At 25.6% G+C, this 15,629-nt stretch carries 22 protein-coding genes and 1 riboswitch; of the genes, 14 read left to right on the top strand and 8 right to left on the bottom strand.

Annotated elements, in window-relative coordinates; translation table 11 throughout:
• Positions 1-64 precede the first annotated feature (64 nt).
• The 8 genes from BN8917_RS00360 to BN8917_RS00330 all read left to right on the top strand — a co-directional run bounded on the left by BN8917_RS00360 (position 65) and on the right by BN8917_RS00330 (position 6,073).
• Complete coding sequence (locus BN8917_RS00360; protein WP_066868969.1) at positions 65-760, top strand: DUF969 domain-containing protein; 696 nt, start codon at positions 65-67, stop codon at positions 758-760.
• A complete protein-coding gene (locus BN8917_RS00355; RefSeq protein WP_066868966.1) occupies positions 760-1,698 on the top strand; it encodes a DUF979 domain-containing protein in 939 nt (312 codons plus the stop codon). Before BN8917_RS00360 ends, BN8917_RS00355 begins: the two co-directional genes overlap by 1 nt.
• A 17-nt stretch (positions 1,699-1,715) precedes the next feature.
• Positions 1,716-2,357 carry a pyroglutamyl-peptidase I gene (gene pcp, locus BN8917_RS00350; protein ID WP_066868963.1) on the top strand — a complete coding sequence of 214 codons (642 nt, stop codon included), beginning with the start codon at positions 1,716-1,718 and terminating at the stop codon, positions 2,355-2,357.
• The gene (locus BN8917_RS00345; protein ID WP_066869112.1) at positions 2,357-2,791 is read left to right on the top strand and encodes a gamma-glutamylcyclotransferase family protein; all 435 of its coding nucleotides are present in this window, start codon (positions 2,357-2,359) and stop codon (positions 2,789-2,791) included. Before pcp ends, BN8917_RS00345 begins: the two co-directional genes overlap by 1 nt.
• A 119-nt stretch (positions 2,792-2,910) precedes the next feature.
• Positions 2,911-3,081: a hypothetical protein gene (locus BN8917_RS14245; RefSeq protein WP_159426710.1), complete on the top strand. Its 171-nt coding sequence runs from the start codon at positions 2,911-2,913 to the stop codon at positions 3,079-3,081.
• Positions 3,082-3,289: 208 nt separating this feature from the next.
• Positions 3,290-3,458: riboswitch (SAM riboswitch) on the top strand.
• A 98-nt stretch (positions 3,459-3,556) separates the two neighbouring features.
• Positions 3,557-4,522, top strand: a complete 966-nt coding sequence (locus BN8917_RS00340) for a methionine ABC transporter ATP-binding protein (RefSeq protein WP_066868960.1) — start codon at positions 3,557-3,559, stop codon at positions 4,520-4,522.
• Positions 4,522-5,157, top strand: a complete 636-nt coding sequence (locus BN8917_RS00335; protein ID WP_066868957.1) for a methionine ABC transporter permease — start codon at positions 4,522-4,524, stop codon at positions 5,155-5,157. The genes BN8917_RS00340 and BN8917_RS00335 overlap by 1 nt, the downstream gene beginning before the upstream one ends.
• Positions 5,158-5,236: 79 nt before the next feature.
• Positions 5,237-6,073, top strand: coding sequence for a MetQ/NlpA family ABC transporter substrate-binding protein (locus tag BN8917_RS00330; RefSeq protein ID WP_066868954.1), 837 nt, complete (start codon positions 5,237-5,239; stop codon positions 6,071-6,073).
• 63 nt (positions 6,074-6,136) lie between these two features.
• On the opposite strand, the gene BN8917_RS00325 is transcribed toward BN8917_RS00330, so the two are convergent.
• A complete protein-coding gene (locus tag BN8917_RS00325; RefSeq protein ID WP_066868951.1) occupies positions 6,137-6,649 on the bottom strand; it encodes a hypothetical protein in 513 nt (170 codons plus the stop codon).
• A gap of 12 nt (positions 6,650-6,661) precedes the next feature.
• Entirely contained in the window at positions 6,662-7,129 is a 468-nt protein-coding gene (locus BN8917_RS00320; protein ID WP_066868948.1) for an SPOCS domain-containing protein, read from the bottom strand.
• 248 nt (positions 7,130-7,377) lie between these two features.
• On the opposite strand from BN8917_RS00320, the gene BN8917_RS00315 reads away from it, so the two are divergent.
• Genes BN8917_RS00315 through BN8917_RS14140 form a run of 3 tightly spaced genes read left to right on the top strand, consistent with a single transcriptional unit; the run spans position 7,378 to position 8,930 of the window.
• A complete protein-coding gene (locus BN8917_RS00315) occupies positions 7,378-7,659 on the top strand; it encodes a TIGR04540 family protein (protein WP_066868945.1) in 282 nt (93 codons plus the stop codon).
• The gene (locus BN8917_RS00310; protein ID WP_066868942.1) at positions 7,634-8,389 is read left to right on the top strand and encodes a ParA family protein; all 756 of its coding nucleotides are present in this window, start codon (positions 7,634-7,636) and stop codon (positions 8,387-8,389) included. Before BN8917_RS00315 ends, BN8917_RS00310 begins: the two co-directional genes overlap by 26 nt.
• Complete coding sequence (locus BN8917_RS14140; protein ID WP_084748393.1) at positions 8,382-8,930, top strand: hypothetical protein; 549 nt, start codon at positions 8,382-8,384, stop codon at positions 8,928-8,930. Before BN8917_RS00310 ends, BN8917_RS14140 begins: the two co-directional genes overlap by 8 nt.
• Before the next feature lie 38 nt (positions 8,931-8,968).
• Here the strand turns inward: BN8917_RS14140 and BN8917_RS00300 are convergent, their stop codons facing one another.
• The 6 genes from BN8917_RS00300 to BN8917_RS00275 all read right to left on the bottom strand — a co-directional run bounded on the left by BN8917_RS00300 (position 8,969) and on the right by BN8917_RS00275 (position 12,535).
• Positions 8,969-9,445 carry a hypothetical protein gene (locus tag BN8917_RS00300; protein WP_066868939.1) on the bottom strand — a complete coding sequence of 159 codons (477 nt, stop codon included), beginning with the start codon at positions 9,443-9,445 and terminating at the stop codon, positions 8,969-8,971.
• 80 nt (positions 9,446-9,525) lie between these two features.
• Positions 9,526-9,948, bottom strand: a complete 423-nt coding sequence (locus tag BN8917_RS00295; RefSeq protein ID WP_066868936.1) for a hypothetical protein — start codon at positions 9,946-9,948, stop codon at positions 9,526-9,528.
• The gene (locus BN8917_RS00290) at positions 9,941-11,059 is read right to left on the bottom strand and encodes a glycosyltransferase (RefSeq protein WP_066868933.1); all 1,119 of its coding nucleotides are present in this window, start codon (positions 11,057-11,059) and stop codon (positions 9,941-9,943) included. Before BN8917_RS00290 ends, BN8917_RS00295 begins: the two co-directional genes overlap by 8 nt.
• A 14-nt stretch (positions 11,060-11,073) precedes the next feature.
• Positions 11,074-11,565 (bottom strand): hypothetical protein, encoded by a 492-nt coding sequence (locus tag BN8917_RS00285; protein ID WP_066868930.1) that lies wholly within the window; start codon positions 11,563-11,565, stop codon positions 11,074-11,076.
• 5 nt (positions 11,566-11,570) lie between these two features.
• Positions 11,571-11,990 carry a hypothetical protein gene (locus BN8917_RS00280; RefSeq protein ID WP_066868927.1) on the bottom strand — a complete coding sequence of 140 codons (420 nt, stop codon included), beginning with the start codon at positions 11,988-11,990 and terminating at the stop codon, positions 11,571-11,573.
• Between the two features lie 239 nt (positions 11,991-12,229).
• Positions 12,230-12,535, bottom strand: coding sequence for a hypothetical protein (locus tag BN8917_RS00275; protein ID WP_066868924.1), 306 nt, complete (start codon positions 12,533-12,535; stop codon positions 12,230-12,232).
• Positions 12,536-13,026: 491 nt separating this feature from the next.
• Between BN8917_RS00275 and BN8917_RS00270 the strand changes: the two genes are divergently transcribed.
• Genes BN8917_RS00270 through BN8917_RS00260 form a run of 3 tightly spaced genes read left to right on the top strand, consistent with a single transcriptional unit; the run spans position 13,027 to position 15,625 of the window.
• Complete coding sequence (locus BN8917_RS00270) at positions 13,027-14,037, top strand: ABC transporter ATP-binding protein (protein ID WP_321220962.1); 1,011 nt, start codon at positions 13,027-13,029, stop codon at positions 14,035-14,037.
• Positions 14,018-14,824 (top strand): ABC transporter permease, encoded by an 807-nt coding sequence (locus BN8917_RS00265; protein WP_066868921.1) that lies wholly within the window; start codon positions 14,018-14,020, stop codon positions 14,822-14,824. The genes BN8917_RS00270 and BN8917_RS00265 overlap by 20 nt, the downstream gene beginning before the upstream one ends.
• A 6-nt stretch (positions 14,825-14,830) precedes the next feature.
• Positions 14,831-15,625 carry an ABC transporter permease gene (locus tag BN8917_RS00260; RefSeq protein WP_066868918.1) on the top strand — a complete coding sequence of 265 codons (795 nt, stop codon included), beginning with the start codon at positions 14,831-14,833 and terminating at the stop codon, positions 15,623-15,625.
• Positions 15,626-15,629: the final 4 nt, after the last annotated feature.

The raw sequence follows: 15,629 nt of genomic DNA, 5'->3' as shown, positions 1-15,629 counted from the left end.
ATTTTAGTATATAATTGTATTAAATGAATTATGATTCGTTTTAGCTTTAAAAGGGGGAAGAAAAATGGAACTAATAGGGATATTAATAGTTATTCTTGGTTTTGCGTTAAAGTTTGATACTATAGTTGTTGTTTTAACAGCGGGTATAGCGACAGGCCTTATAGCTAAGATTAATTTTATAGAGATACTATCAATACTTGGTGAAACTTTTGTAAATCAAAGACACATGACTATATTCCTTTTAACATTACCTATTATAGGAATGTGTGAGAGATATGGATTAAAAGAAAGAGCTATACATCTTATAGGTAAAGCAAAAGGACTTTCAGCTGGAAAGCTTTTAACACTTTATTTATTTATAAGACAAGGAGCATCAGCTATTTCATTAAAAGTAAGTGGACATGCTCAATTTATTAGACCTTTAATAAATCCAATGGCACAAGGAGCAGCTGTTGGAAAATATGATGAATTACCTGAAGAAGCTCAGGACTTAATAAAAGGTGAAGCAGCAGCTATGGATAACTATGGTAACTTCTTTGGCCAAAATTTATTCCTAGCAAGCTCAGGAGTTTTATTAATATCAGGAACTTTAGAGGGGCTTGGTTATGAAGTAAGTACTTTACATGTAGCCTTAGCATCAGCTCCAATAGCTATAATTACATTTATTATTGTAGCATTTAAAAATCATAGATTAGATAAAAAATTAGATAAGATATGTGGTAAAGTAAAAGATAAAAATAAACTAGAGGAGGTCAGCTAATGGATATGCAACAAGTTTCAAATATATTATTAGAAATATTTTATGTTTTAGTTGGTCTTTTAATGTTATATACAGCAAGTAGAGTATTTAGAGATACATCAAATAAAACAAGAATTGGAACAACAATATTCTGGACTATACTTGGGGTTATATTTATCTTCGGTAAATTGATTCCATCAGCTATAGTTGGAGGATTATTACTTGTTATAGGTCTTCTTACAGGTACTAAAAAAGTAACAATAGGTAAGCTTGTAATGCCAGATCCTAAAAAAGCTTTAGATTCTTCAAAGAAAATTAAAAATAAAATATTTATACCATCAATTATTATAGCTGTTGTTGCTTTAGTAATTGCTCAATTTACTCCTATAAGTGGAGTGGCTGCTATTGGTATAGCATCAGTTACAGCACTTATAGTAACATTCTTTATAACAAAGGCTAAACCTGTAGAAGCTTTAGAAGATGGAGATAGAATGCTTCAATCAGTAGGTCAAACAAGTATTTTACCTCAGCTTTTAGCAGCTCTTGGAGCTTTATTTACAGCAGCAGGAGTTGGAGATGTTATATCTGGAGGAATATCAAAAGTTATTCCAGATGGTAATATTCTTTTAGGAGTTATTGCTTACTGTGTAGGAATGGCTGTATTTACAATGATAATGGGAAATGCTTTTGCAGCCTTTTCAGTAATTACAGTAGGAATTGGAGTACCATTTGTATTTATGCAAGGTGGTAATATAGTAGTTGCTTCAGCTTTAGCATTAACAGCAGGTTATTGTGGAACACTTATGACACCTATGGCAGCAAACTTTAATGTTATGCCAGCAGCACTTTTAGAAACTAAGGATAAAAATATAATAGTAAAGAGACAATTACCAGTAGCTCTTTTATTATTAGTTATTCATATAGTTCTTATGTATGTGTTAGCATTTAAAGTATTTTAATTAAGGAGGATTTCAAAATGAAAATATTAATAACAGGATTTGATCCATTTGGAGGAGAAAAAGTTAATCCAGCTTTAGAAGCAGTTAAATTACTTCCAAATGAAATTTTAGGCTCAGAAATTATAAAGCTAGAGATACCTACAGTTTTTAGGAAATCACATAAGGTTTTAAGAGAAGCTATTATAAAGAATAATCCAGATGTTGTTATATCAGTAGGTCAAGCTTCTGGAAGATTTGGAATTACTCCTGAAAGAGTTGCCATAAATATAGATGATGCTAGAATAGCTGATAATGAAGGAAATCAGCCAATAGATGAGAGAATATTCGAAGATGGAAAAGAAGCATACTTTTCAAATTTACCAATAAAGGCTATGGTAGCTGAAATTAAAGAAAATGGCTTACCAGCATCAGTATCAAATACAGCAGGAACATTTGTATGTAATCATGTAATGTATTCAATAATGTATATGATTGAAAAAGAATTTACAAATATTAGAGGTGGATTTATCCATGTACCTTGTATACCAGCACAAGTTGTTGATAAGGTAGGAGTTCCATCAATGTCAGTAGCAGATATTTCAAAAGGATTAGAATATGCTTTAAGAGCAGTTATTAAAAATGATAAAGATATAAAAACAGTAGGAGGAGCTATTTGTTAATGAATAGAAATAACGATAAGATAAAGAGATTTTTTGTATATGGAAGTCTAAGAGAAGGATTTTTTAACTATGACAAATATTTAAAAGGAAATGTTTTAACGAACGAAATTGCAACAACTAAAGGTGAGTTATATCATATGAAACATAAGGGTTATCCTGCTCTAATTGATGGTGACAGGGATATAGAGGGTGAAGTTATTACAGTAAATAACCCTGATGAGATAACTAAAGCTTTAGATGAAATGGAAGGTTTCTTTGGAGTAAGTAATCCTAAAAATGAGTATGAAAGAATAGAAAAAGAAGTAAGGCTTAGTGATGGAAGTACGGAACTTTGTTATGTTTACAAATATGTTGAAGAAGATGTAAATAATTTTGATGATAATTATATTTACTTAAATGAAAACAGTTGGAAAGAATATATGTTAAGTAGATAATGTAAAGATAGATACCTATTTTAAGGTATCTATTTTGTTAAAAGGAAAAATGATATTTTTGTGGTAAAATAATCTTATAAAGGTTTTTAAGTTTAAATTATATAAAGGTAGGATAAATTATGAGAGATACAGAAAGACAAATACTACTTGAAAAAATAGAAAGATTAGAAAAAACAAATAAGATCCTTGTAGCTAAAATTAATTCTTTAAATAATAAATTAAAAGCTAAGAGAAAAGAAAAGTCACAAAAAGAAAAGTTATCTTTAAAATTCTTTATAAAAAATAAATAGTGTGCATTGAAGTATCTTTTTAGATAGATTAAATAAATTAAAATCTATTTAAAAAGATATTTTTTTATTTTTAAGAATTTATATAGTAAACTTCTAAAATTAGGATAAAAAGAATTTATTTTTTCTAATTTAATAAAAAATTAAGAAAAAGCATTGACTGTATTTTAAATACAGTATATACTATAATTAACAAGTTAATAAAAGATATTTCTTATCAAGAGAGGTGGAGGGACTGGCCCTATGAAACCCAGCAACCAACTTAGAGTGGTTAATATATATAGTAAAACAATTTTATTTATATATCTTGTTTTATTAAATATTTATTTATCTAAGAACTGGTGCTAATTCCAGCCGTATATTTTATGGAGAGATAAGAGGATAAATTGATGGGTTGATTTTTCACGCATTAGAGTTTATTCTCTAATGCGTTTTTTTGATATATGAAGATATAATTTATCTTTAGTGGGGTGATATTTTGATAACAATTAGTGATTTAAGAAAGAATTTTGCTGAAAATGAGGCTATTAAAGGGGTTAGTTTAAATATTAAAGAAGGTGAAATATACGGAATTATAGGCCAAAGTGGTGCTGGGAAATCAACAATACTTAGATGTATTAATGGACTTGAAACTTATGATAAAGGATCTTTAAAAGTAATGGGGAAAGAAGTTAAAGATTTAAATATTAATGAGTTAAGAGAGTTTAGAAAAAATCTTGGTATGATATTTCAAGGCTTTAATCTTTTAAATAGAAAAACAGTATTTGAAAATATATCTCTTCCTATGGAAATTTGGGGATATTCAAAAGAAGAGATAAATAAAAAGGTTAATAATTTAATAGATTTAGTCGGGCTTAGAGGGAAAGAAAAATCAAAGCCAAGACAATTAAGTGGGGGGCAAAAGCAAAGAGTTGCAATAGCTAGAGCCTTAGCACTAGAACCTAAAATATTGTTATCAGATGAAGCTACATCTGCCTTAGACCCTAAAATAACTAAAGATATCTTAAGTCTTTTACTTAAGATAAATAAAGAACTTAATATAACTATAGTAGTTGTTACCCATCAGATGGAAGTTGTAAAAGAAATATGTGAAAAACTTGCTCTTATTGAAGATGGAAAATTAGTAGCAGAAGGAAAAGTTGATGATTTATTTTTAAAGCAAAGCAGTTCATTTAAAAAGTTCTTAGGTGATAGCGAGGATGAGTTACTTCCGAGCACTGGCGTTAATATAAGAATCTTTTTTCCAAGTAGTTCTTCAGAAAATGTCCTTATAACCACATTAGCAAGAGAACTTAATTTAGATTTCTCGATTGTTTGGGGTAAACTAGAGAAATTTAGAAGTGGTGTATTAGGAAGCCTTGTTATAAATATAAAAAAAGAGGACAAGGATAGGATTATAAATTATTTAAATAATAAAGAAATTATATTGGAGGTTATTGAGTAATGGGAGAAATTTTGGGGCAAGCATTAATTGAAACCTTTCAAATGACTTTATTTTCAACTATATTTTCATTAATAATAGGTTTTGCTCTTGCTATAGCATTAATAGTAACAGCAGAAAATGGTTTTAGACCAAATAAACTTATATATAAAATACTTGATACAGTTATAAATATTTTAAGAAGTTTTCCATTTATAATTTTGATAGTATTTTTAATACCATTTACAAAATTAATTATGGGTACATTTATAGGGCCAGTAGCTGTTATAGTACCACTTACAATAGGGGCATCTCCATTTGTAGCAAGAGTTATAGAAGGAGCATTAAAAGAAGTGGATCCTGGTGTTATAGAAGCAGCTAAATCTTTTGGGGCAACAAATACTCAAATAATTTTTAAGGTAATGCTAAAAGAGGCTATTCCATCAATAATTTCAGGAATAACTTTAACAGTAATAACTATTATAGGATATTCAGCTATGGCAGGTACTGTTGGTGGTGGGGGTCTTGGCGATGCAGCTATAAGATATGGATTTCACAGATTTGAAACAGATGTTATGGTAGTTACAGTAATAATATTAATTGTAGTTGTTCAACTATTTCAAAGCCTTGGAAACTATTTCTATAAAAAGCTTAGTTAAGTTTTATATTTAAATATTAAAAATTGGGGAATTAAATTAGAAAAGCAATAAGTAAAAAAATAATAGGGGGGATTATATAATGAAAGTAAAAACAATATTAGCAGTAGTATTAACAGGAGTATTAGCATTAAGTATAGTAGGATGTGGAGCAAAAACAGATAAAGATGCAAAGACTAATGCATCTTCTACAGATAAGACTATAACAATAGGAGTATCACCAGTTCCTCACAAAGGAATTGTAGAAGCAGCTGTGCCAGAGCTTGAAGCAAAAGGATATACAGTAGAAGTAAAAGAGTTTACAGACTATGTTATTCCCAATACAGCTTTAGATAGTGGTGAACTTGATGCAAACTTTTTTCAACATACACCTTATTTAAATGAATTCAATGAAAAGAATGGGACCAAAATAAAATCGCTTGGAGCAATCCACTTAGAACCACTTGGAGCTTATTCAAAAAAAGTAAAAGATATTAAAGAATTAAAAGATGGAGCTACTATAGCAGTACCAAATGATCCATCAAATGAATCAAGAGCCTTAAGATTATTAGAGGCTAATGGACTAATAAAACTTGCTGATGGAGAGATTGTAACTCCAAAAGATATTAAGGAAAATCCTAAAAACTTTAAATTTAAAGAATTAGAAGCTGCTCTTCTTCCAACTGTTGTTGATGAAGTCGACCTTGCTGTTATAAATGGAAATTATGCTTTAGAAGTATTTAATCCATCTAAAGATGCTTTAGTTATAGAAGATAAGGATAGTGAAGCTTCTAAGCCTTATGGTAATGTATTAGCAGTTAAAGAAGGTACAGAAAATGATGAAAAGATAAAGGCTTTAAAAGAAGCTTTAACATCAGAAACAGTAAAAAAATATATTAATGATACTTATAAAGATGGAAGTGTAATTCCAGTATTTTAATTATATAAATAAAAACTAGTCAATATTAAATATTGGCTAGTTTTTTTATATTAAAATAATATGTTATAAAAATTTAATTTCTACAATAAGGCTAAGGGCTTTAAGAATATTTCTATTATCAACTTTAGTGCAATAAATATCTTCTATGTAGGAGTTTATAGCAAATAAATTTCTTCTAATTAAATCTTCTATTTTTATATTATTAATAATAGATGGGACTGTTATAAATATATTTTTAGTTTTATTTTCTAAATCAAGTATTTGAATAGATTTTTTTTGTTCTAGTGATAGATATTTTATTTTTTCTTTTAAATTTAGTTCAACAAGTAATTTATAGCCGCTTAGATTTTTTCCATCATATGATTTAGCTATATCTGTTTTTATAAGTTTGGTAGATACTATATCTATAGATGAAATAGCAGATAAAATCTCATTTATACATGGTCTGTCATAAGGAATCTTAATTGAATCAATAAATGTTACTTCTGAAAAATATTGTACTATTTCAGGTAAAATATTAGATTTTTCTAAATTATTTTCAAAGCTAGACATATGGTAATTAGAGTTTTTTAGCAAAATAATTCCCCCTTATTCTGAAATTATTAATAGAGAAGTATTAATAGATATTTTTCTTTTAGATAAAATTTCAGCATTAATATCTTCTATAAAGATAGAGCTACTAAAATTATCTCCTAGTATAAAGTTTTCAGGCATAATAACAAAAGCAAGAAATCTTGTATCTACATCAGCTAAATTAAGACTTTGATTTTCACCTAAATTTATATATTGAATTTTATAATAAATAGAGCCTTCTACTAAAAGCTTATATCCTGTTAATTTATAACCATCTAGGGAGATTCCTTTTGGAGTTTTTATAATTCTAGTGTTTAATATTTTAGCTTTAGCAATAATTTTTGAAATACTATCTATATCAGCTTTATTTTCATTAAGTGTTATATCATTTTTTATATATACCTGTTTAAATGATTCGATATCTGTTGGTAGATATTCAGAAATACCTATATATTCAATTAGATTACGAGTAATAGATTTCATCTTTAAATTCTCCGTTACAATAATTATTTATATATTTAAAGTTATGCAAATATTGGTTAAATATATGTTTATTTTAAGATTAATTTATTCTAAATTTAGAGTAAAATCTATTTGAATTTAGGTATAAATTAGGGTAAAATAAGGTTAATAAGTAGTTAATTTATGTGAAAATTTAGTAAAGTAGAGCGCTTTTTTTATTTTAAAGAGTTTTACTTAATCTTATAGTATAAGGAGGCGCTATCAATTTTATGGAGAAAAATGATTTAAGACTTTATTATAAAAATCAATTAGAGCTTGGGTATGCTTTAAGAGATTTTATAGATGCTTATTTTCAAAATAAAGTTCTAGATAAAGAATTAGAAGATAAAATAACTTCTGTAATAGAAGCTAATAAAGATAAATTTTATAAGGGATCCGATATAGCTCAAAAACCAAAACAAATTTTAGGAAAAACAAGATTAAACGTTCTCTATGGTATTTTGAGCAAAAGAGGGGGAGATTTTAATGAAGAAAATAGCAATATTAAATAACAAAGGTGGAGTAGGAAAGAGTACAGTTGCTGTTCAACTCTCCCATGGATTATCAAAGTTAGGCTTTAAAGTTATATTAGTCGATTTAGATGGTCAGAATGACTCAAGTTTATTTCTTGGAATAAATGAATCACAATATAATAAAACATTTTTTGATTTAATAGATAAAAGAGCAGAAGTAAGTATAGATGATTGTATAATAAATGCTAGAGAAAATTTAGATTTACTTCCAAACTCTAATATAGAAGAAATAAATGCTGAATTTTATAGAGAGTCTAGAATAGACCTTGTATTATCAGAAAAACTTAAGGGACTTGAAGATAAGGATTATGATTATGTAATAATAGACTGTGGTCCTCAAAGAACTAAGGTTAATGATGCTGTTCTTTGTTATGTTGATAACATAGTTATGCCAGTACAAGTTGAAGCAGCTTCTGTTAGAGCCTGTGGTAGTATTTATGAATATTTAGCTGATCTTAGATTATCACCAGAAAAAATATCATTAATAATTCCTAATATGTATGATAAAAGAACTAAAGATGCTAGGGAAAACCTTAAATTCCTTTATGAATTCTTCGATGATATGGATGATATAGTTACATCACCTATAAATAGAAGAATAAAAATAACTGAAGCAGGAAAAATGGGTAAAACAGTATTTGAGTATGATGAAGAAGCAGCAACTCAGTTCTTCAGCGTATTAGAAAGGTTGGTGACAAAGATTGGTTAAGAAAAATACAACAAATTCTATAAACCAAAATTTTGAGGCTTTAAAAGCACAAATGCAGGCTAAAAGAAGACTTGCAGAAAATAAATTTGAGGCTATAAGTAAAGAAGAGCCAACTAATGAAGAAGAAAAAGTTACAAACATAAGAGAAATAAATTCTAATGATGAAGAATTAGATGAATATATAACGCTTAATATAATAGATGATGAAGAAGATGACAAGCCATCAGAAAGTATAGTAGAAAATAATAATCTTAAAGAGGAAATAGAAGAAAATCAATACGAAGATAGTGATTGTGAAGAGATGGAAGAAATACTAATTGATAAAAATGATAAAAAAGCTGTTGTATCAGATTTAAATATTAATAAAATAGTAATAAGAAAAGTAGAAAAACAAGAAGCTCCAAAAAGAATAACATATTATTTAAAACCTGAAACTATAAAGAAGATAGATAAATTTTCTAAAGCAGCAGGTATGGGAAAATCTGAATTTGTTCAAACAATTTTAGATGAAATACTTAATAATCTAGAAATAGAAAAATAATAAAAAGGGATGGCAAAAGCCATTCCTTTTATTTATAGTTAATAATCAAAATCATCAAAACCATTTAGATTATTATATTCTTCTTCTTTTCTTGTTTTATAACATGTATCATAGTCTTTAAAACATTGTTTAGCTATGTTTGTATTTCTGCTTTTAGATACTAATATTTTAAAAGCAGCATCATTTTCATTACAATTAACTTCAAATTGATAAAATCCATTTATATCTGAGATACAATGTGCAATACTTATATATTCTAAGTTACCATTAGTTATAGTAGGTTTTATTAATTTAACTAATGCATTATCTACTGGGATATTATTAATATCTTTAATTTGTCCCCAAATTCTAACTCCTGCATGCTCCTGGGCTAATATATCAACCTTAATATCACAATTTTTATTATTAATATTAAACTCCGAGCTATTACCTACCATATAATTTAGATTTTCAGTACTTATATTATTTTGAATATGGCTATGATTATTTCTACAGTGCCCATTATTCCTATTCAATTTTAATTCCTCCCATGAAATTTCCATCATATAATTATATGCTAGGTAAAATCCATTAAAGAATAAAAATATAGATTTATTTAAAATGAATGAGCTCCAAATATACAAAGACTTGAAAAATAAAATGATTTATCTGAAATTTTTTTTATAAATAATTTTAATATTTTATTTTCTATAAATATTTCTTCTAGATTTTTAAAAGAAGAGGGTATATTTATTTCTATAGATAAAGGACGCGTAAAATTAAATATTCTTATATTATTATCAGTATCTAAATATTCTATTTTAGCTATAAATTCTCCTGATACTATAAGCATATTATCATCTAAAAACTTAAAACTTATTATATTTTCAGCTTTTGCTTTTATATAAGCAGAGAACTTATTTATTTTATCTATATTTATATCTCTTAAATTTATAACAGATTCAACAACTTCAGTTTTAGTATAATCTAAGTTGATATCTCTAGTATTTCTTATATAATATTCTATTTCACTATTCATAATTTCCCCTTAAATTATTATATATATTTTTTAATTCTAAAATAGAATCATTACTATAAAGCCTTTCTTTTAAAAAAGAAAAATCATCTATATCTTTATTATCAGCCTTTAAATAAATGCTATAGGCCTCTTCCTCTTCAAAATTATAATAATTAGGATAATCCTCTAACATTTCTATATATAAATCAAGAGGAGGTGCTATTATTGCTGTATTACACAAAAATGCTTTTAATATATTTAAATTAAAATCTTCAAATCTACTAAGATCTATAAAGCTTTTAGCCATATTTAAAAGATGAAGTTCATCAGCTTTACTTATATTAATTAGAAATATTACATCATTTAATATATCTAGCATATTTGCAAGTTCTTTAAGCTCTTTTAAATATTCTTTTTCATATTTATTTTTATGTATTTCCCTAACCGAAATAATAAGCTTATCATTTATAAAAGCTCTTTCTTTTATAGTTTTAAAAAAGAATATTACCTCTTCAATATTTTTTCTTCTATGGAGGTCTCCATTAAAAAATAAGAAGTCTTCTGTTATTTTAAATTTAGAACTTAAATATACCTTAGAGATTTCTTTATCACGAGGACTATAAAATTTACTTATCTTTGGATATAATACATCTAACTTTTTATTATCTATATTATAATATTTTTTTAAAAGATTCTTTTGAAAATAAGAACTAACTATAATTTTATCACTTAGATTTAAAGAAATAGGAAGTCTTTCTAAAAATCTATTTAGAAACTTCTTATTACATAGCTCCTCATCATAAAGAGGATATAAGGTATTTATACTAGTAATTTTTTTAGCTTTAATTTTGCTATTTAAAGAAAAACCATTATTAAAGCAATGGTAAATATCATAATTTTTATTTTTAGTAATATCAACTATTTCAGAGTAATTTCCTTTTATCCTATCTATATTAAGTTTTTTAATATTAAAGCTAGATAAGTTTCGTCCCTTTTTAAATGACATATCTTTTATTATAGATAACTCATTAGCAAGTGAATTTTTTTCAAGGGAATCAATAATTTCTCTTACTTCTTCTCCATAATCTCCATTATGAAAAAAATAAACCAAACCATCAATTAATACACTCATAAGCCCTCCAAAATCTATAAGAAATCTAAACTACTATCAAACATATCTTTACTTGAATTATTTATATATCTAGAATCTAGAGTATACATTTTAACATCGCCTTTATTTTGCTTTAAAAGCATAAAGATAAAGTTTAATTTATAATTTTTGTTATCTTCTATAAGGTTTAAATCTAAAATTTCTATATTATCAATATCAATATTTTTATCTATGTTATATAAAATAGGTATATTCTTTTCAGCAAATAAAGCTCTATTTGTAGAATGCTCACTATATAAGATTTTAAGATTAAGCTTTGCTGTTATTATTGTTAGAAAGTTATCTTTAAGCTCTACTTTTCTTTTACTTATTAAGTTCGTAGAAAGTTTTATTTCATATATACTTTTTATAGGAAAGTCTAGAGAAAGCTCACTATCTAGTGATTTTATTATAAAATCTGATTTATTTAATAGCTTTAATTTATCTTCATTTATTAGTCCTTGGATTTCTATATCACCTTTAATCATAATATCTAAAAAATAAAACTACTATGTATATCAATATAAATATAATATCTATTATTTTGAAGTTCTAAGAACTTTATATTAGTTATATTATTCTTTATATTTAAGCTATCCCCTATATCAGTTTTAAAATATAAAGTTTTATAATTTATAAATTTCTTTAAAGCTATCATTCCAAACTTATCTTCATCTATATATTCTATAGATATATCAATTTTCAATATATAAAATATAGTCTTAATATCTTCTAGGAACTCCTTATCTTCAATTATAAGACTAGCATATATTTTGCTTATCTCTATATTACTAAGTTCTTTTTCAAATACTATATCAGTTTCAAATATAGACTTTTTAAATAATTTTGATTTATCTATATCTTTTGATATACCAATATACTCTATAAAGTTTTCTTTTTGATTATTAAACATATAGATACCTCCAAAACTTTCCTTATTAAATAATATGTTAATTAAAATTAATCTATTCTAATAATTTAAAATGTATCAAATTATAATTTAACAACATATAAATAGATTAGAAAGTAAATGTTTCTATAAGATTTTTTCAACACCTCTCCTTTTTTAATATATAAGGCCTATATCATTAAATGATATAGGCCCTTAATATTATAAGTAGTGGCTTATTTAAATTTATTTTAGAGATATTATTATTTATACCAATATAATTTTAAAGCATATACTATTGATATCAAAAACAAGAACATAAGTAGGACTGTTCCAATACCAAGACCTAATGAACCATATTGCTCTGTTAAATATGCTGAAAATAAGGACATTAACCCTAAAAAGAAGTAGTATGCTCCAAATCTTTTAGAAACGATTTCTTTATTTGTTATCTTTCTTAAATCTTTTTTATCTACAGTGCTTATTAGATATAATTTTTTTTCTATTCCAACAAAATATGCTACAACAAAAAATATTAAGGCTATTATGCCAAAAATCCAATAATGCATAAAGATCACTTCCTTTTAAGCTATATTATATAGTATTCAAATAAGTGAATTATGTACCTATATTTAAACGTTTTCTTTTGGTAAAGAGTTTTATAAGTACTAACATAATAAAAACTTAATAAATTAGATTTTATAAGAGTATCACTAGTTTATAAAATTTATTTATAACTTAATTAATTACTATAATTTATATATTGCAATTAAGTTAAGTTTACTTTTATTGTATTATTAAACTAATAGAAAGGTTTTTATCTTATAAAGATACTAAGGAGCTAGTTAAAATGCTTTTAATATATTTTTGTAAGAATGTGAAAAAATATATAGTAAAATACTGAAATTTAAAAGAAAGAGCTTATACCATCTTTATTATGGGATAAGCTCTTTTATTTTTATAAAATATATAAAGTTTATACAATAAAAACAAAATTTTTTAACTATAAAAAGATTTTAATAAATGTAATAATTTTATTGGTAATAAATAGGAGGGGATTGTGAGAAATTCTAATTATGTTATAAAAGTAGATGGTCTATGTAAATGTTATAAATATTATAAGAAAAAACAGGGCGTAATGGGTTCATTAAAAAATTTAATAAAAAGAGAGGTTTTAGAAAAAGAAGCTGTAAAAAATGTTAGCTTTAATATAAAAGAAGGGGAAATAGTAGCTTTTTTAGGGCCGAATGGAGCAGGAAAAACTACAACCTTAAAAATGTTATCAGGAATTTTATTTCCAACAACGGGTACAATTGATATTTTGGGCTTTAATCCTGCTGAAAGAAAAAATGAGTTTAAACAAAAAATATCAATCGTTATGGGACAAAAAAATCAGATATGGTGGGATCTTCCTGCAAATGAATCATTTTATTTAATAAAAAAAATTTATAATATTTCAGATGAAGATTATGAAAAAAGATTAAATGAAATGGCAGAATTATTAGATGTTAAACATTTATTAGAAATTCAAACAAGACGTTTATCTTTAGGGGAAAGAATGAAGATGGAAATTATAGCAGCTCTTTTACATAACCCTAAAGTTTTATTTTTAGATGAGCCAACTATAGGCCTTGATATTGTATCACAAAAGAAAATTAGAGAGTTTTTAAAATATTATAATAAGGAAAAGAAAACAACTATTATTTTAACTAGTCACTATATGGAGGATATAAAGTCACTATGCAGTAGATGTATAGTTATAGCTAATGGAACACTTATTTTTGATGATAAATTAGAATCTGTAAGTAAATATATGGAGGATACAAAAATCATTAAAGTAAAACTTGTAGATACTAAAAGTGAAAATACATTATTAAAGTATGGAGAAATAATTAGTAGAGATAATTTAGATGTAAGTTTGGTAGTAGAAAAAGAGAAGTTCAAGGAATCAGTAGCTCAAATGTTAAATGAAGTTGAAATCTTAGACTTTACAGTAGAAGATACACCTATTGAAAATAGTATAGAAAGATTATATGAATTAGGAGCTAAAAATGAAAAAATATATAAGTAAATATTATTACTGCTTTTTAATGGGATTTCAAACTACCTTAGAATATAGATCAGATTTCTTCTTAAGTCTAATTAGTACGATATTTCCAATAGTAATACAAGTATCTTTATGGAGTGCTATATATAAAACTACTGGACAAGGAGCAATTTATGGATATTCATATAGTCAAATGATTATGTATACAGTTTTAGTTGCTCTTGTTGGAAAGTTCTTAGCAACTGGTTTTGAATGGGAAATGAATGATGATATAAAAAATGGTGGGCTTAGTAAATATATTGTAAGACCAATAAATTATATTTATTATAGATTAAGTTGCTTTATTGGAGGACGTTTTGCATTATTAGTTTTCTTAAGTATATTAATAAGTTTTATTATTATGATTTTTCCTCAGCAAAGAGCTATGACAGTTTTAAGATTAATATATATTATAATTTCTTTTATGTTAGCAATGCTATTAAACTTTATATTATTTTTTATTATAGGAACAAGTGCTTTTTATTTTACAGAAGTAGCACAAATATTCCCTGCTATCTCAATAATAATAACTCTAATTAGTGGTGGTATTTTCCCAGTTGATATATTGGGAAATGCATATTTTAAATTTTTAAATTTCTTACCATTTAAATATACACTTCAATTTCCCATTGATGTAATAATAGGAAAGTTAGATATACAAAGCACCTTGTTAGGAATTACCTTCCAAGCTATTTGGGTATTAGTATTATTTTTTGTGTTAAAAGTATTTTTTAATAATGGACTTAAAAAGTACATTGCTATTGGAGGGTAAGTTATAATGAGAGAGTTAAAAAGATATATAAATATATTTTGGGTTTTTGCAAGAAATTCTTTCTTAGTAAATTTAGAATATAGAGTTAATTTTTTTGCAGGTATATTTGTTCAGATAGGCTTTGTTCTTGCAAAGCTATCTTATGTATTTTTGATATATAAAATGAATGTAGATATAAATGGAATGAGTCCAGATTATATGCTTATTTTTATAGGTACTTTTATATTTATGACAGGAATTTATATGAGTTTTTATTGTAATTTATTAGGTTTTAGTAGAGAAGTAAGAAGTGGTAATTTAGATATTCTACTTACCAAACCTATATCATCACTATTTTTAGTAAGTTTTCAAAAAATAGATTTAGCAATGCCTATACCAAACTTAATTTGTGGAACAATACTGATAATAATGGGCTGGACTAGATCAGGGATAGAAGTAACATTCTTTAAAGTATTTTGTTTTATTCTATTTATGATATTGGGATGTATATTGACCTATGGTTTATTTTTACTTCCTAGATTATTAGCCTTTTTTGTAATATCTACAAATGGGATATCACAAATTTGTGAATCATTATGGGATTTTAATAATATGCCACAAGGAATCTATGGAAAAGTAATTCAAAATATAGGCACCTTTGTTTTTCCTATATTTTTAATAACAAATATGCCAGGAATCATAATTAAAGAACCTAGTTTAGAATATGTACTTTGGTGTATAACAATGCCATTTGTATTTTTATTTATAAGTATAAAAGTTTGGAACATAGGAATTAAGAATTATACAAGTGCTAGTAGTTAATATG

Origin of the sequence: Clostridium mediterraneense (assembly GCF_900091705.1) — a bacterium.
GTDB lineage: Bacteria > Bacillota > Clostridia > Clostridiales > Clostridiaceae > Sarcina > Sarcina mediterraneense.
This window is presented reverse-complemented; position numbering and strand designations above follow the sequence as displayed.